Raw genomic sequence first — 20,471 nt, 5'->3', positions numbered from 1 at the left:
ACGAATATAGCCTTCCTTATAAAGACCGGATTATTTCTTCGCTTAAGCCGGTGCATTTTGCTATGGTAGCAACGCCTACACCCGTATCTTTCATCTTCGAAGCGACTTGGCGCATACTTTCGGCAATGCCTATGGCTTTTCCTTCGGCGATCCCTTCGGCTTTGCCTTCTGCTTTTCCTTTCGCCTCACCTTCGGCGATCCCCTCGGCTTTCCCTTCTATTCTCCCTTTTAATTTGGCCGTGTCGATCACGTCGTTTTGGATCATGATGGCGTCGAGATGGCGGTCGTAGATAAGGCGTTCCTGGGGCGACATCGAGTAGTATTTTTAACTTCTCGCGAGCTTCCTTCAGGCCCGGTGCGGTCGTGTCGGGGCGGATCGTGCCGTCTTTCAGGTATTCGATCCATTCGTCCAAAGGGGTGAGAGCTACTTTGTCGAACTCGTTTACACGGACTAAGATATATTCGGGGAAGATTTCGGCGGGAAGATGCGAGACGATCACATCACGTTCGCGCGTGTTGACACGCAGGTGGTCGCCTGTTCAACACCTGTTACCGTATCAACCTTGTGCCAATGGTCTTTCCTTCGATAAGTACTTGATAAAAAAACGTACAGCTTCTAACAGGAGAGACAAATTATTTTTTATTCACGAATAGATAAAACAAGCTTTATAATTGTACATATCTTCTTATAGCACAACGCCGCGAAGCCGCATGGAATAAGGATTTTCTTAGATTTCTGTCCAAGTGGAGATTTTTGCTTTATAAAGTGATTTTGTAATGTTGGGCGGCATTTGGGCGGCACAAGCGCTTCCTTACCAGCTGGTAAAAACAGTACACACCGAACGTTAAAAAACGTGTTTTAAGGCTTCGGGTATAGAACCCTTACCCCTAGCTGTTTGATTGCCGCAAGAGGGCCATACACTCCATTCCTGGCACTCTACATGTCCGTTCGTCGGACATGCCGCCGACCCATCAGGGGCGTTCACAGGGGATTGGGGGCTGGGCCTCCAACAAGCGGATTTCTCAATTTGTGTATCACCCAAATTGGAGAAAACGTATGAGTGTGTACACTCATACACTGCTTGCCGCTATTGTATTGCCTGTATTCGTATCTGCGTATTATACCAAGAAGGGGTACCTACATCAGCACAATAAACGGGAATTTACTTCATTGAATCTAATTGTTTTTTGGAATCACAAAATACTTGCCATGTTTGAATCTGATTTCCATTAACAATCACTTTCCAACAAGCAGGAAATTCCCAATACTTTTCTTTGTTTCCCATATATGAAGCACTTGCTTTACCTATAATCATAGAAAATTTTTCATTTTCAATATAATCAAACACATCAATAAGATAATCAGGAAACCAATCAAAATACCCTTGCCATCCTGTTTTCATTTGTTCCTTATTTTCTTTATTACCATAGGTATCAATGAAATAGAAATCTTCTGACATCATATCAATAATAAGCGGCAAATTTTTATTGTTAATTGCTTCAACAAATTTCATTATAGTACCTTGCTTCACTCCATACCCTCCATATAAATTCCGATTTGTCGTTCTGCGACTTTTTTGCCTAATGCGTACTCTCCATATCGTCTAATTGCTACTCGGAAAATTGTCATATAAAAGATCGTTTCCTCATAACCTCTCTTTAGTGCTTGTTGCTTCTTACAAGTGTTTAGGAAATTGGGGCGGCAATCGGGCGGCATTTTGACTGATTCTCAATCAATTTCATATCTGAAATTCTGCACACAAATGCAGTATTCATGCGGCTTGGCAGGGTCTTCCGCCAATTTCTCTCATGACGAGAAAGACACATAAATTTACTATTTTTTATGGTTTGGAAAACAACATCAGCATCAATATCAAAATAGCCATGGGCTATATGATCTCGCATTCCCATTACTCTACTCCAAGGTATTTCTTGACGCATAGGCAATAGCACACCTCCTGTTTTCTTATCAATCTTCTTGACACCTTCCCCTATAGCTTCAATAAGCATACAACTTGCTGCCAGGTTCTTCATACCCTCAGGAGATAGCAAATAGTCATCAACCTGATTTATTTCAGTATTCCACTCTTGAAGTAATAATATAGAATTTTCAATCTGCCGAAAAATCCCTAATACCATTTCTTGAATATCAGAAGACATAAATCCATCTTTTTCAATTTGTTTCATCAATAATTTATTCATATTTCGGTGTATTCTAATAACATCGACAGAACATCCTAATAACTTTTCAAGAAATTGTTTTAATCCGACGAGCTGGTAAAGATCCGGATCCATCTCTACACAAACGTCAACATCACTATCATCTTGCTGTTCATCACGTGCAACAGAGCCAAACAAACGAAATGAACGGATGCCAAATTGATTTTTCAACTCCGGCACATGTAATTTAAGTATATCGATATATTCTTTCTTCGTTTTCATACTCAGCGATGTCAGGAAGCAAAAATACATAAAATACTTGTATAAGCCAAGTTAGCAGAAAAAAAACGCAGACCGGGTTAAAGCCCGGTCTGCGTTCATATACGTTTTTTATCTATGTTATTATCCGTTCATCGAAGCTAAGAACTCCATGTTATCGAATGTCTGTTCCATACGTTTCTTGACAAATTCCATAGCCTCCATAGAGTTCATATCGGCAAGGTATTTACGCAGGATCCACATACGGTTTACCGTGCTTTCATCCTGCAACAGGTCGTCGCGGCGCGTGCTGGAAGCTGTGATATCGACAGCCGGATAAACACGTTTGTTTGCCAGCTTGCGATCCAACTGCAATTCCATATTACCCGTACCTTTGAATTCTTCAAAGATCACATCATCCATCTTCGAACCGGTTTCTGTCAATGCCGTTGCCAGGATCGTCAAGCTACCGCCGTTTTCGATGTTACGGGCAGCGCCGAAGAAACGTTTCGGTTTCTGCAAAGCGTTGGCATCCACACCACCGGAAAGAACCTTGCCGGAAGCAGGCTGAACCGTATTGTAAGCACGAGCCAGACGCGTGATGGAGTCTAACAGGATCACGACATCATGGCCGCATTCCACCATACGCTTAGCCTTGTTCAGGACGATTTCAGCGATTTTCACATGGCGTTCAGCCGGTTCGTCGAAAGTAGAAGCGATCACTTCCGCATCTACGCTACGAGCCATATCGGTCACCTCTTCAGGACGCTCGTCGATCAGCAGGATAATCATATACACTTCAGGGTGATTGGCTGCAATCGCATTGGCGATATCTTTCAACAGCATCGTCTTACCGGTCTTCGGCTGGGCCACGATCAAACCGCGCTGCCCCTTGCCGATCGGCGAGAACAGGTCTACTACACGTACGGCAATATTGTCATATACTTTCGAAGACTTGCGGGCCGTCAACATGAACTTTTCGTCCGGGAAAAGCGGAGTCAGATGGTCGAAAGGAACGCGGTCGCGAACCTCTTCCGGCGTACGGCCATTGATCTTGTCCACTTTGACAAGCGGGAAATATTTTTCACCTTCCTTCGGAGGACGGATAGCACCCTCTACCACATCGCCGGTCTTCAGGCCGAACAACTTGATTTGTGATTGTGATACATAAATATCATCCGGGGAAGTCAGGTAGTTATAATCGGAAGAACGCAGGAAACCATATCCGTCAGGCATCATTTCCAACACACCGACACCTGTCAGTATGCCGTCAAACTCATACTGTTTTTCCTGTGCAGCATTGTTATTGTTGCGCTGGTTATTATGATTATTCTGATTGTTCTGTCTATTGCTATTCTGACGAGGATTGTTCTGCTGGGGAGCAGCAGGCTGGTCGGCCTGTGCCTTCGGTTCCGGTTTTGCCGGTGTAGAAGAGAATGGGAAAAGCTGGTCGAGAACCGATTTGGTATCCGGATGGCGGAATACTACACGTTTAGGTTCGTCTGCCGGAGTTGAAGTCGAAGCAGCAGGTGTTTCTACAACTGCCGGTTCTTTCGTTACCTCAGGAGCAACCTCAGCCGGAAGCTCTCCGTTATCAGATTCCACAACAACAGGAGGAAGCAACGGCTTCTCAACAGGTTTGCCTGTTTTCTTAACCACTTTCTTTGCTGCCGGTTTTTCTGTTTCTACAGGAGCATTGGCAGTAGTGTCAACTACCTGGACAAGAGCTTCGGAAACAGGAGCATTGGCTGAAACCAGGCTTTTAGAAACGACTGCTTCTTCGTTTTTCTGGTCAGGGACAGCAGCGGTAGCCACTTTTTCTTTCTTTTCAATACGCGTCCGTTTTTTACGTTCGGGTCGTTCCGGAGCCTCTGAAGCTACCTCTTCTACCGAAACTTCAACGGGTATGGCGGGAGCAGCAGTCTTTGTTTTGACATCAGCTTTTGCACCTTTCGGAGCCGCAGCTTTTGTTTTCTTAGCCTTAGTCTGCCTTTCTGCTTTCTTTGCTTCCTTCTCTTTCTCCTTTTCAGCCTGGATGCCGGCGTATGAAATGGCCTGTTCGTCAAGAATTCTGTATACGAGTTCTTCTTTCTTAAGAGAACTTACCTTTTTAATACCTAACTCTTCCGCTATACTTTGCAACTCAGGAAGGAGTTTTTCATTTAGTTCAAGAATGTTATATTTTTGCATAATGCGAAGTGAATAATAAAAACGACGTACTACACGACCTGATACGGCACGCGTACAACGCAATCATTGTATCTTTTATAATTTGATAATTAATAATTTCATGTGAAAACCGGATTGTTGAGCTAATTTGAATCATTAGTAACACATCTGCGGAGTAAATCTTTGCAAATGTAATAATATTTTTACTTACTCTCGCTTTTTGTCGGAAAAAAATTCACAACTAACACGCTTTTAGTTATTTTGTCCAGGCAAAAACGATTATCGGAGCGTTCTCCAACAATCCAGATAACAGCGTCTCCGCTGCATAAAAGCCACGTCCGTTCCTTATCGAAACGGCTGAACTTATGATCCGAGAAATAATCGCTTAATTTCTTCCGTCCTTTCATTCCAAAAGGAATAAACCAATCTCCCTCTCTCCATGTACGCAGGGTAAGCGGAAAAGTTAGTTTGTCGTAATCAAAATAGGCGATATTTTTATCTTTCCGGATATGGAAATCTTCTTTAATAACAACCTTCTCGAAAGAAAGTTCAACAGGACCGGACCAAACTTTCTCGCCGCCGGTCAGTGTGTATTCACAAACCTCTTCTTTTACAAGGGGAGACAACAATAAATAGTCACGATCTTTTATCAACCGATGTGTAGAAGAAAAAAAGGTTTTGCCCGGCTCTTTCGTCAGGGACAAATAAATATCTTCTGCCACCGGACGAGTAAAGCCATAGGTTTTGAGCAACTCATATAAAATTGCATCGGGCGACGGGTAACGCATCAGGGCGGCAATAGAAAGGCGGTCTCCCCGCTCGACCACGGTATTCCTCGCCTCTTCCACCACATGCAGATAAACAGCCTCGGCTGCCGACAGATGTTCGGACGTACGGGCTATCGCATTTTTCACGGAAGGATTGATCTCTTCCAGAAGTGGAAGGACACGCAGGCGGATGAAATTGCGCGTATAGGCATCGGAAAGGTTGGTGCTGTCGGTCACATACGTCAAACCGCGTCCGGCAAGCCATTCCAAGATATCCCCACGGCTCACGGCAAGCAAAGGACGCACCACGAAACCGTTCTTAGGACGAATCCCGCTCATTCCCCGGATACCGGTTCCACGCACCAGATTCATCAAAAGCGTTTCCACACTGTCATCACGATGATGAGCCACAGCGACAGCCTGCGCCCCGGTTGCAACCCGTTGTTCTTCAAACCAGTTATAACGCAACTCACGGGCAGCCATTTCAATGGAGAGATGACGGCCAACCGCATATTTCCGGGTATCGAAGTCCGACATCAGAAAAGGGACATCCAGTTTTCGGGCATACTCTCTTACAAACTGTTCGTCACGCTGGGATTCGTCTCCCCGCAAATGAAAATTACAATGTGCCGCAATACAGGAATAGCCCGACTCCACCAAAATGGTGAGTAGGGCTATTGAATCCGCTCCGCCACTTACACCGACCAGAACCGGACGGTTTTCCGTAAGCAACCGGTATTTCTCTATATATGCACGGACAACGTCGCGCATCTGATTATTCTTCTACACCTGCCAATTCCGGATCGATCATGATACGACCACAGTATTCGCAAACGATAACTTTTTTACGCAACTTGATATCCAACTGTTTCTGAGGCGGAATCTTGTTGAAACAACCACCGCAGGCGCCACGCTGTACATAGACGACAGCCAGACCGTTGCGGGCTCCCTTACGGATACGTTTGAAAGCTGTCAACAGACGCGGTTCGATATTCGCTTCCAGCTTCTTTGCTTTTTCGCGCAATCTTTCTTCGTCCTGTTTGGTTTCGGAAATGATCTGCTCCAATTCGCCCTGCTTCTGAACCAAATCAGCTTTACGACCATCCAACCTTTCGGACAGTTCGGCTATTTCCCCTTTCTTATGGTTGATCGATTCACCGAATTCACGAATCTTCTTTTCAGAGAACTCGATTTCAAGTCCCTGGAATTCTATTTCTTTTGACAAGTTGTCGAACTCACGGTTGTTACGCACGTTATCCAACTGCGTTTTATATTTTTCAATCAGACCGGTTGACTCCGTAATCTTATGTTTCTGTTCTACAACAGCATTCTCAAAGTCTTTAATTTCTGACTGATAGTTCTGAAGACGAGTTTCCAGACCTGCGATCTCATCTTCCAGGTCCTGTACTTCCAAAGGAAGTTCGCCGCGAAGTGTTTTGATCTTATCAATTTCAGTCATCATCGTCTGAAGCTGATACAGCGTAGAAAGCTTTTCTTCAACTGTAATCTCTTTTTCAGCTGATTGTTTATCTGTAGCCATTCTATAAATATTTTACCGGGTTTGAATTAACATTCGAAAAATGTACGGCAAAGGTAGGGAATTTTTTCGATATTATGTTATAAAAGATGTCTTTTGTACAGACTTCACTTTCATAATGACCAATAACCGCCAGCAGAATCCGGTCTTCCACATCGTAAAAGTCATTATATTTAGCCTCTCCCGTTATGAAAATGTCCGCACCGTAATTGATTGCGTCTTTGATCAGGAAAGCACCGCTCCCCCCGCATAAAGCGACTTCCCGTATCGGCTTGCCGGTCAAGGCGGAATGCTTCACGCACCCCACCTGGAACAGTTCCTTGATCCGTTGCAGGAAAACCAGTTCGCCCTCTTCTTCGGGCAACTCTCCCACTACCCCCGAACCGACCTGGTTCCAAGCATTATCCAAAGGATAGAAATCGAACACCGGCTCTTCATAAGGATGGACGGAAAGCAATGCACGGGTCACCGTCGATTTACGGAAAGCGGGCAATATCGTTTCAATACGTATTTCCGGTTCCACATGCAACTCGCCTATTTCGCCACAGAACGGATTCGTCCCCTCGCCGGCACGGAAAGTTCCGCTACCCGGCAGGTTGAAGCTACAGGAATCATAGTCGCCTATCGTTCCGGCTCCCGCATTGAACAAGGTTGTCCTCACCAAATCGGCATAGGCTTCCGGCACGAAAGTGACCAGCTTCAACAAAGCTCCTTTCTGCGGGCTCAGGACACGGACATTTTCCAGTCCGATCAGTTCCGCCAGACGGAAGTTCACGCCTCCCGCCGCATTATCGAGGTTGGTATGGGCGGCATAGATCACCAGGTCATATTTGCAGGCTTTCATCATGCACCGCTCGATATAGGTCGAACCGGTCAGGGATTTGAACGCTTTAAAGGCCAAAGGATGATGAGAGATAATCAGGTTACACCCCATCTCGATCGCCTCGTCCACGACCTCTTCGGTGACATCGAGGCAAAGAAGCGCACCGGCAGCAGGCTGATTCACATCGCCGACCTGCACACCTGCATTGTCAAAGCTTTCCTGCAATGGCAACGGAGCGTATTGTTCGATTTCTTTCAGTATATCCCTTATACGCATAAAAACTTCGTTTTTTTAATTGACAATTGCCAATTAGGCTTCGCGATACTCTCTTTGAATTTTAATTCTTAATTCTTAATTCTTAATTTCCAATTGCAGTTCTTCCAACTGCGAATCATCCAGTTGTCCGGGCGCATCCAGCATAACATCGCGGCCGGAATTGTTTTTCGGGAACGCGATACAGTCACGGATAGAATCCAAGCCGGCAAACAGAGATACCCAACGATCCAGACCGTAAGCCAGGCCACCGTGAGGAGGCGCACCATATTTGAAGGCATTCATCAGGAAGCCGAAACGTTCCTGTGCCTTTTCTTCGGTGAAGCCTAACAGCTGGAACATCTTATCCTGCAACTTGCTGTCATGAATACGGATAGAACCGCCACCCACTTCAACACCATTGATCACCATGTCGTATGCATTCGCACGAACAGCTCCCGTATCGCTGTCCAGCAAAGGAATATCTTCGGGTTTAGGAGAAGTAAACGGATGGTGCATAGCATAGAAACGCTGGTCTTCTTCGCTCCACTCGAACAGCGGGAAGTCGATCACCCAGAGGCAGGCGAACTTGTTCTTGTCACGCAAGCCCAACTGGCCGGCCACTTCCAGACGCAATTCGCAAAGTTGCTTGCGCGTCTTCATCGCATCGTCGCCGGAAAGGATCAGGATCAGGTCGCCCGGTTTTGCGCCGAAGGCTTCTTTCATCTGCTGCAAAACTTCCTGTGTATAGAATTTGTCCACGCTCGACTTCACATTGCCGTCGGCTTCCACACGGGCATATACCATGCCCTTTGCACCGATCTGCGGACGTTTCACAAATTCGGTCAGCGCATCCAGTTGCTTACGCGTATAAGAAGCCGCCCCTTCCGCACAGATACCGCCGACATAAGCAGCGTTATCGAATACGGAGAAACCATGTCCCTTCATAATATCCATCAGTTCCACGAACTTCATATCGAAACGCAGGTCCGGCTTGTCGCTACCGTAATACTTCATGGCATCGTGCCAAGTCATACGCGGGAAAGCTTCCTTTATTTCAATGCCGCGAATCACCTTGAACAAATGCTTGGCCATTCCTTCGAAAATATTCAACACATCTTCCTGCTCCACAAAGCTCATTTCGCAGTCGATCTGTGTAAATTCAGGCTGGCGGTCCGCACGCAGGTCCTCGTCACGGAAGCATTTCACGATCTGGAAATAACGGTCGAAACCGGAAACCATCAATAACTGCTTCAAGGTCTGCGGGGATTGCGGCAAGGCGTAGAACTGTCCCGGATTCATGCGGGAAGGTACGACAAAGTCACGTGCCCCTTCAGGCGTAGAGTTTACCAGCACCGGAGTTTCCACTTCCAGGAATCCCTGCTTGTCCAGATAGTTACGAACCTCGAAAGCCATACGATGGCGTAGTTCCAGGTTCTTGCGGACGGCGTTGCGACGCAAATCCAGATAACGGTATTTCATACGCAGGTCGTCACCACCGTCCGTATCGTCTTCAATCGTGAAAGGAGGAGTTACGGCAGCATTCAGGACATTCAGTTCCGAAACGATGATTTCGATCTCGCCGGTAGGAATATTCGGATTTTTGCTGGAACGTTCGCGAACGGTTCCCGTTACCTGGATAACATATTCGCGTCCCAGTTTATTTGCTTTCTCACAAAGAGCGGCATCAACTTCCTGGTTAAACACCAATTGCGTAATACCGTAACGGTCGCGGATATCCACGAACGTCATGCCACCCATCTTACGGGTTTTCTGTACCCAGCCGGCCAGCGTAATCACCAAGCCTTCATCAGCGAGGCGCAGGTCGCCACATGTTCTTGTTCTATACATATGATATGGATTAAACTATTATTTTCAAACTATGGCTGCAAAGATAATAATATATAAGGATGTTATTGCCAAATGCGCCGAAAAACCGGACTGCGGGACCTAAATATTTTATCGTAAAAAGAGTTTCACAAGTATGAAACGAAAGTTTCCCCTACATGAAACAAAAGTTCCCTGCCTATGAAACTAAAATTCCATCGGCAGGGAACACCTCTTATCTGGTATCCGATTAATGTTTACTTTCCAATATGAACCGCAACGTCCCGGCATTAACCAGTTCCTGCTGCGAGATCGTATAGCCTTTCAGCTTCTTACCATCGGCCGTCACTTCCTTAATATAAATATCATCCGGTGTCCGGTGGGAAGATTCGATCACCAGGCTGCCTTTCGGATAGAACTTCTCGTCCAGCCGGATCGTCACCTTGTTGAAGGTCGGAGAGGTCAGGACATAATCCAGGTCACCGGGACAGGCCGGATAGAACCCCATCATCGAGAAGATCGCCCAGGTAGACATCGTACCCGTATCATCGTTGCCGGGAAGTCCGTTCGGGGCATTATGATAATATTTGCTCAACAATTCGCGAACCAGCTTCTGCGTACGCCAGGCTTCTCCCTTGAAATAGCTGAAGAGATACGGATAGGCGATATCCGGCTCGTTTGCCATATCATAGTATCCTTTATCGAAGACCATCTGCAGTTTATCGACAAACTTCTTCTGTCCGCCCATCAACTTGGCAAGACCTTTGATATCATGAGGGACATAGAATGTGTAGTTCCAGGCATTTCCTTCATGGAAACCGGGACTCGGTTCGAAGTTTTCCCCCTGCTTCGGATCGAAAGGAGAATAAAACGTGCCGTCGGGCAGAATGGGACGAAGCGTACCGAACTCTTTGCTATAGTAATGCTTATAACCCATAGCCCGCTCACGGAACAGCTTGGCGTCTTCCTTCTTTCCCAACGCATCCGCCAACAACGATAAATTCCAGTCGGCAATGTAATATTCCAAAGCATGCGAAACCGAATTATCATACTGTTCGCGCAAAGGGACGTAGCCTTTGCTCATATAATCGTTATTGTCCGGGCGGAGCAGATTGAACTCGCCGGGAGTAGTAGCGCCTTTGCGCATGCCTTCATAAGCAGTCTCGATATCATAATCACGTAAACCGCGCATATAGGCATCCACGATATAAGGGATAGACGGATCGCCTTCCATCGTCAGCGTCTCGCGTCCGTACAGTTCCCACTTCGGAAGCCATCCGCTCTCCTTATACATGTCGATCATGGTACGGATGATGTCGAGTTGCTTTTCCGGGTAAAGCAACGTCATTAGCGTACTCACATTGCGATAGGTGTCCCAGAGTGAAAAGACCGTATAGCGGTTCCCGGTAGTATGGCCGACTTTCAGGCTCTCCATCATCGGATATTCGCCATTCACATCCTGGATGATATTCGGATGGATCAGCAGGTGGTACATGGCGGTATAGAAAATCGTCTTATCGTCGTTCGTCCCGCCTTCCACCATCACGCGTGACAGATCGTCGTTCCACATCTTGCCGGCAGCCGCACGCACCTTGTCGAAATTGAAATCCGGCTGTTCGGTATTCATATTCAGGCGGGCATTCTCGATACTGACAAACGAGACACCCATTTTTACTTCGATCACTTCGTCTTCTTCGGTGTCATACTTGAACCAGACGCCGATATCGTCACCGCTCATCTCACGGTCGTACTTCGTGTACAATTTATATTTGCCGGAGTAGGCATCCCATTCGGCCTCCACTCCCTTCATCTCGCGTTGCTTCTTCCAATAGCCGGCCTGCTTGGGGGCTTTACTGACCTTCATCACGAAATAGATCGGGAAAACGGCTTGCGGGTTATAACAGAATGTACCGAGCAGCTTGCTCCCCTCTATTTCCGTATCGCTCACCATACGGACAGTCGCACCTGTTTCATTCGTCAGCCCCTCACCCAAATTCAAGAGGATATTCCCCTGCCCTTTCGGGAAAGTAAAGCGTGTCAGGCCGGTACGCATGGAGGCGGTAGCTTCCGTCTTGATGTTATATTTCGTCAGGATATTGCTGTAATAGCCGGGATGGGCCACCTCACTCTTATATTCGCTGCCGTATTCGTGATAATCCACATTCAGTTCCCCGGAAGTAGGCATCAGCAACAGGCTTCCCATCTCCGGACAACCGACACCACTCAGGTTGACATGTGCATAGCCGGTGAAGAAATTATTATCCGCCGAATAAGGCGTGGACCACCACTGGCTGTCCTTGTCAAACTTATTACTTTCCGACCCCATCACATTGAAGGGCGTAACACTCATCATTCCCTGGGGGCAAATCGCACCGGGATTGGTCGTCCCGTAGTTGCTTGTCCCGATAAACGGGTTCACATAATCTACCGGCTGTTGCGCAGAAACCAGCAAAGAACAGCAACCCAATAAAAAAGAAAACAACAATACCTTCATATTTTTTAATTCTTAATTCTTAATTTACCAAACAACGATCTCATCCGCAAAAATAAAACCGGGATTCGCCCTTGGCGCTTTCAAACGGACATAACGGGCTTTCCAGTTACCGTCGAACGTATATTCCTGGAACAGAAGATCCGGATCGTCAGCCGGAATCGTTGTTGGAACAATTCCGCGGGAAATAAAGTTTTCCCCATCTTCCGAAGTCAACAACTCCACTTGTCCGGGTTGGAACACACCCGGACCGATCAGTTGCATGAAACGGATAGACACTTTATGGATATCCGTCTCCCCTTCCATATCGATCACACAGTCCAGATCATCCAAATAGCCTTGCCAACGTCCGTCCAGATAAGTCAGGCCACCGCGGTAGCCATCCAACAGGGCGTTCATTCCTCCGGCCATATAGCCTTTGTAGAGCTTACTATTATAATGTATAGGCTTATTGATGGCCTGATGATAATCCACCTTCTTTTCCGTCGGCGTTCCCTGAAGAACTCCGTCCCGGAAAATAGCAGCTTTGATATAAGCTGAATCTCTCACGATAATCGGTCCGGCATATAAAGCGGAAGATGCAACCGGAGTCGAACCATCCGTCGTGTAGCGGACTTCCGCCGGATATTTCTCGGCATCCAGTATAACTTCTATCTTTCTGCCTGCGGTATCGACCTGCATGGTCACTTCCAGTTCGTCCGAAAGGGTAAAAGTACGGATCCCCATTCCCTGCAATTTGGAGATATGAGCATTCATGCGAGGTTTGAAATCTTCCCATGTCCGTAATTCCTGCGGCGTCCATCCTATCTCGGCTACGGCAAGGGCACGCGGGAACATCATATATTCCAGATGTTCGGGTGTCTGGATATACTCGGTCCAGGTATTGGCCTGCACACCCAAAATATGCCGGCATTCCTCCGCCGTCAACGAATCTGCCGGGACGGGATTATAGCTATACACTTTCTTTATCGGCGTATAGCCACCGATGGCATACGGTTGTGTCTTCGGATCGGCCTGATAGAAATCCAAATACATATAATTACCCGGCGTCATCACCACATCATGCCCCATCCGGGCCGATTTGATTCCACCGTCTTCTCCCCGCCATGACATGACGGTCGCTTCGGGAGCCAGACCGCCTTCCAGGATCTCGTCCCAACCGATCAGCTTGCGATCCTTCGAAATCAGAAACTCTTCAGCCCTGTGAATCATGTAACTCTGAAGCTCGTCCACGCTCTTCATCCCTTTTTCCTTCATCAAAGCCTGGCACTTCGGACATTCTTTCCAGGCTGACTTCCCGGCTTCATCGCCACCGACGTGGATATATTCGGACGGGAAAAGATCGATCACCTCCGCCAGTACGTCTTCCATGAATGTAAACGACTGCTCGTTGCCGATACAAAAATCGCCGTTCCGGTAAGGCTTACCGGAACAACTCAGTTCGGGATAGGCCATCAGGACCTCTTCCGAATGCCCCGGAAATTCGATCTCCGGTATTATATTAATATGTTTGGAAGCTGCATGTTTCACGATCTCCCGGATGTCCTCCTTCGTGTAGTAACCGCCATAAGCGCCCGGCGTGCCTTCCGGCAAATACTTACGATCGCGACCGTCCCACCATTTACGCCAATCGGATTCGGTTCGGAATGCTGTTTCGGAAGTAAGTTTCGGATATTTGTCTATCTCGATACGCCATCCTCCGGCATCCGTCAGATGCATATGCAAGGTGTTCAGCTTGTAAAAAGACATCACATCCAGCAATTTCATCACTTCCTCTTTGGAAAAGAAATGACGGGAAACATCCAGATGCAATCCCCGATACCCAAAACGAGGATTATCCCGGATCGAAACGCATGGAACCTCTCCTCCGGCATAAAGTTGGCGTAACGTCTGCATCCCATAGAACAGGCCGTCCGGCGAACCGGCACGCAGATCGATCCCTTTCGACGTAACGTCCAACCGATAACCCTCCGGGCTACCGGACCAGGCATCAACGATCACAGCTTTAAGATTTTGAGAAGATTCCTCACCAAACAAAGCGAGACTATCAACCAGAAAGACTCCTCCGGTCATTGTCATCTGTTCCGGTTTGGGAATAAGACTTACCTGCCGGACTTCTTTCGGAGTGCAGGATACCAACAGTAACGAACAAGCAAAAGCCAGCCCGGTTACACATTTGTGAGACTGTTTTGGCAGTAACATAAATATTTAGTTTAGTGTGTTTGATTCTTGGTGGGTAAATATACAAAGAAAAAACAGACGATCTCTTTTTTACTACGGATTAGTTGCAAAAGTAAATTAATTAGTTAACATTTCCAATTACAAACAAAAATCTTAGCTATGGAATATAAACGTATAATCGAAATTTATAAGACTTATTACATCGAGTTCTATAGATCGTTGCCTTTAGATGCGAGAACAAAGGGTACGCCTGCACGCAACCAGTTCGAGCAAGAAGCGGAAGCATTCATCCTTGCCGAACGCCTCAAAGAGGAACGCCGGAAAGCCGGCCTCACCCAACAGCAACTTGCAGAGAAAATAGGAACGAAGAAAAGTTATATTTCCCGCTTGGAAAATGGCAAATGTGATATACAGTTGTCCACCTTATACAAAATCTTCCAGGGATTGGGGAAACGAGTCAGCGTGACAATCCTGTAAGAAACAGGCTACTATCAAAAATAAGAAGAGACCCTTCCCGAAGGAAAAGCCTCTCTTATGTGAAGAAAGCCGCACCGTAGATATGAACAAACTCCGTATGACAGGATTTGAGTGCTTTGCCATCTTTGTAATCCGCCGTGCTAAGCATGCCCCGAAGGGTGCGACCCGCCATTGACGACAAGAGCTGTGTCTCGGAATTAAAATAAACTGATGAGTTTCCCAATCGAACATGTGCGGCTAACTCATTTTTCTTATCACAAAGATAAGCAATAGGAATGAAACCACCAAACTTTTGACATAAAAAAAAGAGCTCCATTCAAGAGCTCTTTTTCCAATTGCTATATACTGTCAATTACTTAACTTTAGCAACGATTGCTTTGAAAGCTTCCGGATGGTTCATAGCCAGGTCGGCAAGAACTTTACGGTTGATTTCGATACCTGCTGCATGCAAAGCTCCCATCAGGCGAGAATAAGACATACCTTCCAGGCGGGCAGCAGCGTTAATACGCTGAATCCACAATGCGCGGAAGTTACGTTTCTTGTTACGACGGTCACGGAATGCATAAGTCAAACCTTTTTCCCAGGTATTCTTTGCAACGGTCCACACGTTCTTACGTGCACCATAGTAACCACGGGTAAGTTTTAAAATCCGTTTTCTTTTTGCTCTTGAAGCAACATGATTTACTGATCTAGGCATAATACTAATCTGTTTTGAATGTTAGCGTCATCACTCTCGGATGATCTTATTTGCTAAATACATTCGGTTAATAAAAATCTTGTAAAACTCGCTTAATTAAAAAAGATTACTTCAAACCAAGCAACTGCTTAACGTTGCTTACGTCTACACTGGCAACCAAGCCTGTGTGAGTAAGATTTCTCTTCTGCTTTGTAGTCTTCTTTGTCAGAATGTGACTTTTAAAAGCGTGTTTTCTTTTGATTTTACCTGTTCCGGTAAGAGCGAATCTTTTTTTGGCACCGGAATTAGTCTTCATCTTAGGCATTTTCCAAATATGTTTTAATTATTAAACTTTACACCCTCTATCGGGTGGTTTCTTTCTTTGTTATTATTCAGACTCTTCAGTCTTAGGCTTGGGAGTCACGATCACCTTCTTCACTACCGGTTTTGAAACGGCAGGTTTGGGAGCGGCGGCAGCGGCGGCTTTCTTCGGTGTCAGCATGATGATCATACGTTTACCTTCCAGTACCGGTAATTGTTCTACCTTTCCGTATTCCTCCAAGTCATTGGCAAAACGAAGCAATAAAACCTCTCCTTGCTCTTTGAAAAGAATGGAACGTCCTTTAAAGAACACATATGCTTTTACTTTTGCTCCTTCTTCCAAAAATCCCTTAGCATGTTTCAACTTGAAGTTGTAATCATGATCGTCGGTCTGAGGTCCGAAACGGATCTCCTTCACGATCACTTTCACTGATTTCGCCTTCTGTTCCTTCTGGCGCTTCTTCTGTTGATAAAGGAATTTCTGATAATCAGTAATTCTACAAACGGGGGGCGCAGCATTCGGTGAAATTTCAACCAGATCGAGCCCCTGATCTTCAGCCATCTTTAATGCCTGAGAAGTAGGATAAACCCCCTGTTCTACGTTATCACCTACTAAACGAACTTCACGAACACGAATACGTTCGTTGATTCTATACTGTTCTTTCAGACTGTCATTCTTCATTCAAAAAGATTTATTCTCCTCGTTATTAGTTAATTAATTATTATCTTTCTTCCAGTGATTCATTTGTTCCTCTATCTCACCTTTCAAAAGCGCTGCAAAGGTAGCAATTTTCATCGAACCTTTATCACCTTCGCCCTGTTTTCTTACAGAAACTTCATTATTTTCTGCTTCTTTCTCTCCGACAATGAGCATGTAAGGGATACGTTTCAATTCTGTATCGCGGATTTTACGTCCGATTTTCTCATTACGGTCATCAACCAAAACACTCAGTTCTTCGGCTTCGAGCTGACGTTTCACCTCATAAGCATAATCGTTGAACTTCTCACTGATCGGCAGGATCGACACCTGATCCGGAGTCAGCCACAACGGGAACTTGCCACCTGTATGTTCGATCAGCACGGCAACGAAACGTTCCATAGAACCGAACGGTGCACGGTGGATCATAACAGGACGGTGTTTCTTATTGTCTTCACCCGTATATTCCAGTTCGAAACGTTCCGGCAGGTTGTAGTCTACCTGGATCGTACCCAACTGCCAACGGCGACCGATGGCATCTTTCACCATAAAGTCCAGTTTAGGACCGTAGAAAGCTGCTTCGCCATATTCGATCTTGGCTTTCAAGCCTTTCTCCTGACAAGCTTCGATAATCGCGCTTTCGGCTTTTTCCCAGTTTTCTTCCGAACCGATATATTTATCCCGGTTTACCTTGTCACGCAAAGAAATCTGTGCTTCAAAGTTTTCAAAATCCAAAGCCTTAAAGATAATAAAGATAATATCCATCACCTTAAGGAACTCGTCTTTCAACTGGTCGGGACGACAGAACAGGTGGGCATCATCCTGCGTAAAGCCACGTACCCTTGTCAAACCGTGCAACTCACCGCTTTGTTCATAACGATACACAGTTCCGAACTCCGCGAAACGCAGAGGCAGGTCCTTGTATGAACGCGGGAACGATTTGAATATTTCACAGTGGTGAGGACAGTTCATCGGTTTTAACAAGAACTCTTCACCCTCCTGCGGAGTATGGATCGGCTGGAACGAGTCCTTACCGTATTTAGCGTAGTGGCCGGAAGTCACATACAACTGCTTGCCACCGATATGCGGAGTCATTACCTGCTGGTAACCGTATTTCTTCTGGATGCGTTTCAAGAAATCTTCCAGTTTCAGGCGCAACTGCGTGCCACGCGGCAACCACAACGGAAGCCCTGCTCCTACCGCCGTAGAGAATGTAAACAGCTCCAGTTCTTTACCGATCTTACGGTGGTCGCGTTTCTTAGCTTCTTCCATCAATGCCAGATATTCGTCCAGCATCTTTTTCTTCGGGAAAGTAATGCCATACAGACGGACCAACTGTTTGCGCTTTTCGTCACCACGCCAGTAAGCACCGGCGACACTCATTATTTTAACAGCCTTCAAATAAGAAGTATTCGGCAAGTGAGGACCACGGCACAGGTCGGTAAACGAACCTTGCGTATAAGTCGTGATCTTACCGTCTTCCAACTCGCTGATAAGCTCTGTTTTATACTCTTCGCCTCTGTCACCGAACATTTTCATGGCATCTGCCTTCGAAATGTCCTGGCGTCTGATTTCCTCTTTCTTCGCTACCAGTTCGAGCATCTTTGCTTCGACGGCAGGGAAATCGCCTTCTTTGATAACTGCTTCACCCGGATCCACATCATAGTAGAACCCGTTTTCAATAGCCGGTCCGATACCGAACTTAATGCCGGGATATAATTCCTGCAAAGCTTCAGCCATCAAGTGAGCACTGGAGTGCCAGAATGCATGTTTACCTTCCTCGTCTTCCCACTTGAAAAGTTTGATGGCGGCATCCTGGTTGATCGGACGGGTCAAGTCCCAAATCTCACCATTCACGCTTGCTGCCAGAACTTCCTGTGCCAGACGGGAACTGATGCTTTCCGCAATCTGCATGGCGGTCGTTCCTTCGGCATATTCTTTTACGGAATTATCCGGAAATGTAATCTTTATCATAATCTGTTCACTATAAATTCCTAAAAATTAATCAGGATGCAAATTTAGCATTCTTTTTTTGTTAAACAGAACTTTTAGGTAAAAAGTTTCTGCGAACGAACTTTCCAGCACTCTCAGACCATTTTTTAATTCTTAATTCTTAATTTATAAGAGTAGTCCACCCCAAAAAGCGCCCCCGCAAACGTGCTGATCTCCCCGAAAGCCACCAACACGCTGTTATCCACCTTCCCCTGCGGATCGATCCAGAATCCGCAGAAGAGCAAAACAATCCCGCTCATTGTGAGCAGGATTGCCATCGTCAACTGAACCGTCAACCTCTTCATGATTTATGATCCTTTCAATTGTCAATTATCAATTGTCAATTCTAAAGTTCTCCCGGTCTCTCTTCCTCTCCGCCTCCGGAGTCCGGTCCGTCCGTTTCCGGTCCGATTCGTTCGAAACTTGTAAGGCTTTTCATGGTGCGCAACGCCTTACCTGGAAGGAAACGCACACGGGGTTCACGGATTAGTCCCGTATTAAAATCATCGGAACCAACCACACCCTGCGATCCGAAGTTCAGACGAAAAGTACCCAATTCGCCCACATTCACACGACGCCCGTTACGCAAGTGACGAGCCAAAACCACATTCACACGATCCAAGACAGCCTTTACACCGGCACTCCCGGCAACGGTGCTGTCACCTACTTCTTCAATCAGTTCTTCAAACGTCACCAAGTCGCCACTGACCATCTGTGCATACACCTTTTCTGGATTTTCATCCTGGTCCTTTCCCAAATTCCTTTTCTGGACCAATTTGTACTTCAATGCCATAATCTTTAATTTTTAAATGATTAATAATTTGTTTTTGATCACACTGCAAAGATATGGCGCCCGAAAACTGTTAAAAAAGCAGGGAGACAAGACAGTTGAAAGGTGAAATACCGCTTGTCGCAACTTTCACCTTTCAACTTTCACCTTTCAACTATTCCATCTCACTGCTTTTCTCCATCAGGTCGGCAAAATCGTACGAATCCATCCGCGCATACCGGATTTTGTCTGCCAAATACTTGACAGACACATTCATATCAAAAGTAAGCAAAAGAGAAAATGAAATTTCCGTATACGAAGATTTATGGTTTTTATACGGTTGCATCCATAAATTGACTACTTTCAGGAACAGATTTAACTCGTCCATCCCATACAAAAACTCACCCAACACCGTCTTTTGCCGGACATAATCCACAAACAACTGACGGTTTTTCTTGATCAAACGTATCAAAAACAGGCGATAAGGAACCGTTAACCCTGTCCAACCGGACAAAGCAAGGCCAAAGGTACGATCAAAAAAAATGCCCCTTTCTTCAAGAGGCATCCCATTTAAAAACTCATGAAACTTTTGAACGGTAGGTTTTGCGCCTCCAAACAGCGCAATCAATTGTTCTTTCATAAATAACTTCCGGGAGGGGGAAAATTGATCCCTCGCGCCCGGAAAGCCACTTACATTCCTTCCCGCAAGATCTTTTTCAGTGGCTGGAAGAAACGCTCTATCAAACGAAGTTCTTCTGTTACGATTCCGGCCGTGGCTTTCATTTCCTGCGCCACAGGAAGACAGATTCCGTAATTGGTGGTCAGTCCGACGGGGAAGGCAATCTCCACCCTGTAATTGTCTTCCAGCGGGACCATCGAGACGGACAACACACGCCCCTCCACGATCCCGAACTCCTGATCCGGGTAATTGCTGAAACGGACAATCACGCGCTGACCCTTCCGCACCTTGCCCGAACTCGCGATCGGCATCGACGCCAGCCCGACCCATTCGCCAGCATCCTCCGGCACGATCCGCGCAAACAAGTCGCCACCCTGCACATACAGGTTCGGGTA

Annotated in this window: 18 protein-coding genes and 1 pseudogene; 1 reads left to right on the top strand and 18 read right to left on the bottom strand. The window is 46.2% G+C overall.

Features of this window, described 5'->3' with window-relative positions; translation table 11 throughout:
- Window positions 1-16: 16 nt before the first annotated feature.
- The 10 genes and pseudogenes from H8S65_RS18435 to H8S65_RS18385 all read right to left on the bottom strand — a co-directional run.
- A pseudogene (locus H8S65_RS18435) lies at window positions 17-539 on the bottom strand (RpnC/YadD family protein); the annotation flags it as partial.
- A gap of 624 nt (window positions 540-1,163) precedes the next feature.
- Window positions 1,164-1,514, bottom strand: a complete 351-nt coding sequence (locus H8S65_RS18430; RefSeq protein ID WP_222616316.1) for a nuclear transport factor 2 family protein — start codon at window positions 1,512-1,514, stop codon at window positions 1,164-1,166.
- A gap of 172 nt (window positions 1,515-1,686) precedes the next feature.
- Complete coding sequence (locus H8S65_RS21150) at window positions 1,687-2,442, bottom strand: HepT-like ribonuclease domain-containing protein (RefSeq protein WP_255489317.1); 756 nt, start codon at window positions 2,440-2,442, stop codon at window positions 1,687-1,689.
- Window positions 2,443-2,562: 120 nt separating this feature from the next.
- The gene (gene rho / locus H8S65_RS18415) at window positions 2,563-4,608 is read right to left on the bottom strand and encodes a transcription termination factor Rho (RefSeq protein ID WP_186931310.1); all 2,046 of its coding nucleotides are present in this window, start codon (window positions 4,606-4,608) and stop codon (window positions 2,563-2,565) included.
- A 182-nt stretch (window positions 4,609-4,790) separates the two neighbouring features.
- Window positions 4,791-6,125, bottom strand: coding sequence for a tRNA lysidine(34) synthetase TilS (tilS, locus tag H8S65_RS18410; protein WP_186931309.1), 1,335 nt, complete (start codon window positions 6,123-6,125; stop codon window positions 4,791-4,793).
- A 4-nt stretch (window positions 6,126-6,129) separates the two neighbouring features.
- Window positions 6,130-6,894, bottom strand: coding sequence for a zinc ribbon domain-containing protein (locus tag H8S65_RS18405; protein WP_186931308.1), 765 nt, complete (start codon window positions 6,892-6,894; stop codon window positions 6,130-6,132).
- Window position 6,895: 1 nt separating this feature from the next.
- A complete protein-coding gene (locus tag H8S65_RS18400; RefSeq protein WP_186931307.1) occupies window positions 6,896-7,990 on the bottom strand; it encodes a Nif3-like dinuclear metal center hexameric protein in 1,095 nt (364 codons plus the stop codon).
- Window positions 7,991-8,065: 75 nt separating this feature from the next.
- Window positions 8,066-9,817 carry an aspartate--tRNA ligase gene (gene aspS / locus H8S65_RS18395; protein ID WP_186931306.1) on the bottom strand — a complete coding sequence of 584 codons (1,752 nt, stop codon included), beginning with the start codon at window positions 9,815-9,817 and terminating at the stop codon, window positions 8,066-8,068.
- Window positions 9,818-10,043: 226 nt separating this feature from the next.
- Window positions 10,044-12,287, bottom strand: a complete 2,244-nt coding sequence (locus tag H8S65_RS18390) for a GH92 family glycosyl hydrolase (protein WP_186931305.1) — start codon at window positions 12,285-12,287, stop codon at window positions 10,044-10,046.
- Between the two features lie 24 nt (window positions 12,288-12,311).
- Window positions 12,312-14,486, bottom strand: a complete 2,175-nt coding sequence (locus tag H8S65_RS18385) for a glycoside hydrolase family 20 protein (RefSeq protein WP_186931304.1) — start codon at window positions 14,484-14,486, stop codon at window positions 12,312-12,314.
- Window positions 14,487-14,624: 138 nt separating this feature from the next.
- On the opposite strand from H8S65_RS18385, the gene H8S65_RS18380 reads away from it, so the two are divergent.
- The gene (locus tag H8S65_RS18380; protein WP_186931303.1) at window positions 14,625-14,942 is read left to right on the top strand and encodes a helix-turn-helix domain-containing protein; all 318 of its coding nucleotides are present in this window, start codon (window positions 14,625-14,627) and stop codon (window positions 14,940-14,942) included.
- A 352-nt stretch (window positions 14,943-15,294) separates the two neighbouring features.
- Here H8S65_RS18380 and rplT read toward each other — a convergent pair whose 3' ends face one another.
- From rplT to H8S65_RS18340, 8 genes are all read right to left on the bottom strand, one after another.
- A complete protein-coding gene (gene rplT / locus H8S65_RS18375; RefSeq protein WP_005635321.1) occupies window positions 15,295-15,639 on the bottom strand; it encodes a 50S ribosomal protein L20 in 345 nt (114 codons plus the stop codon).
- A 106-nt stretch (window positions 15,640-15,745) separates the two neighbouring features.
- Window positions 15,746-15,943: a 50S ribosomal protein L35 gene (gene rpmI / locus H8S65_RS18370; protein ID WP_005635323.1), complete on the bottom strand. Its 198-nt coding sequence runs from the start codon at window positions 15,941-15,943 to the stop codon at window positions 15,746-15,748.
- Window positions 15,944-16,006: 63 nt separating this feature from the next.
- A complete protein-coding gene (infC, locus tag H8S65_RS18365) occupies window positions 16,007-16,621 on the bottom strand; it encodes a translation initiation factor IF-3 (protein WP_186931302.1) in 615 nt (204 codons plus the stop codon).
- Between the two features lie 33 nt (window positions 16,622-16,654).
- Complete coding sequence (gene thrS / locus H8S65_RS18360) at window positions 16,655-18,610, bottom strand: threonine--tRNA ligase (protein ID WP_186931301.1); 1,956 nt, start codon at window positions 18,608-18,610, stop codon at window positions 16,655-16,657.
- A 125-nt stretch (window positions 18,611-18,735) separates the two neighbouring features.
- A complete protein-coding gene (locus H8S65_RS18355; RefSeq protein ID WP_005647236.1) occupies window positions 18,736-18,933 on the bottom strand; it encodes a hypothetical protein in 198 nt (65 codons plus the stop codon).
- A gap of 41 nt (window positions 18,934-18,974) precedes the next feature.
- Window positions 18,975-19,421: an HU family DNA-binding protein gene (locus H8S65_RS18350; protein ID WP_186931300.1), complete on the bottom strand. Its 447-nt coding sequence runs from the start codon at window positions 19,419-19,421 to the stop codon at window positions 18,975-18,977.
- 151 nt (window positions 19,422-19,572) lie between these two features.
- The gene (locus H8S65_RS18345) at window positions 19,573-20,037 is read right to left on the bottom strand and encodes a hypothetical protein (RefSeq protein WP_186931299.1); all 465 of its coding nucleotides are present in this window, start codon (window positions 20,035-20,037) and stop codon (window positions 19,573-19,575) included.
- 50 nt (window positions 20,038-20,087) lie between these two features.
- A partial coding sequence (locus tag H8S65_RS18340; protein ID WP_186931298.1) for a beta-barrel domain-containing protein occupies window positions 20,088-20,471 on the bottom strand: 384 nt, incomplete at its 5' end.

Origin of the sequence: Parabacteroides hominis (genome assembly GCF_014287585.1) — a bacterium.
Classification (GTDB): domain Bacteria; phylum Bacteroidota; class Bacteroidia; order Bacteroidales; family Tannerellaceae; genus Parabacteroides; species Parabacteroides hominis.
The sequence above is the reverse complement of the archived record's forward strand: the minus strand, read 5'-3'. Positions and strand labels throughout refer to the sequence as shown.

Excerpts from the sequence above, each read along its gene's own strand:
- H8S65_RS18430 (WP_222616316.1), bottom strand. The coding sequence starts at position 1,514 with ATGAAATTTGTTGAAGCAATTAACAATAAAAATTTGCCGCTTATTATT.
- H8S65_RS21150 (WP_255489317.1), bottom strand. The coding sequence starts at position 2,442 with ATGAAAACGAAGAAAGAATATATCGATATACTTAAATTACATGTGCCG.
- rho (WP_186931310.1), bottom strand. The coding sequence starts at position 4,608 with ATGCAAAAATATAACATTCTTGAACTAAATGAAAAACTCCTTCCTGAG.
- tilS (WP_186931309.1), bottom strand. The coding sequence starts at position 6,125 with ATGCGCGACGTTGTCCGTGCATATATAGAGAAATACCGGTTGCTTACG.
- H8S65_RS18405 (WP_186931308.1), bottom strand. The coding sequence starts at position 6,894 with ATGGCTACAGATAAACAATCAGCTGAAAAAGAGATTACAGTTGAAGAA.
- H8S65_RS18400 (WP_186931307.1), bottom strand. The coding sequence starts at position 7,990 with ATGCGTATAAGGGATATACTGAAAGAAATCGAACAATACGCTCCGTTG.
- aspS (WP_186931306.1), bottom strand. The coding sequence starts at position 9,817 with ATGTATAGAACAAGAACATGTGGCGACCTGCGCCTCGCTGATGAAGGC.
- H8S65_RS18390 (WP_186931305.1), bottom strand. The coding sequence starts at position 12,287 with ATGAAGGTATTGTTGTTTTCTTTTTTATTGGGTTGCTGTTCTTTGCTG.
- H8S65_RS18385 (WP_186931304.1), bottom strand. The coding sequence starts at position 14,486 with ATGTTACTGCCAAAACAGTCTCACAAATGTGTAACCGGGCTGGCTTTT.
- H8S65_RS18380 (WP_186931303.1), top strand. The coding sequence starts at position 14,625 with ATGGAATATAAACGTATAATCGAAATTTATAAGACTTATTACATCGAG.
- rplT (WP_005635321.1), bottom strand. The coding sequence starts at position 15,639 with ATGCCTAGATCAGTAAATCATGTTGCTTCAAGAGCAAAAAGAAAACGG.
- rpmI (WP_005635323.1), bottom strand. The coding sequence starts at position 15,943 with ATGCCTAAGATGAAGACTAATTCCGGTGCCAAAAAAAGATTCGCTCTT.
- infC (WP_186931302.1), bottom strand. The coding sequence starts at position 16,621 with ATGAAGAATGACAGTCTGAAAGAACAGTATAGAATCAACGAACGTATT.
- thrS (WP_186931301.1), bottom strand. The coding sequence starts at position 18,610 with ATGATAAAGATTACATTTCCGGATAATTCCGTAAAAGAATATGCCGAA.
- H8S65_RS18355 (WP_005647236.1), bottom strand. The coding sequence starts at position 18,933 with ATGAAGAGGTTGACGGTTCAGTTGACGATGGCAATCCTGCTCACAATG.
- H8S65_RS18350 (WP_186931300.1), bottom strand. The coding sequence starts at position 19,421 with ATGGCATTGAAGTACAAATTGGTCCAGAAAAGGAATTTGGGAAAGGAC.
- H8S65_RS18345 (WP_186931299.1), bottom strand. The coding sequence starts at position 20,037 with ATGAAAGAACAATTGATTGCGCTGTTTGGAGGCGCAAAACCTACCGTT.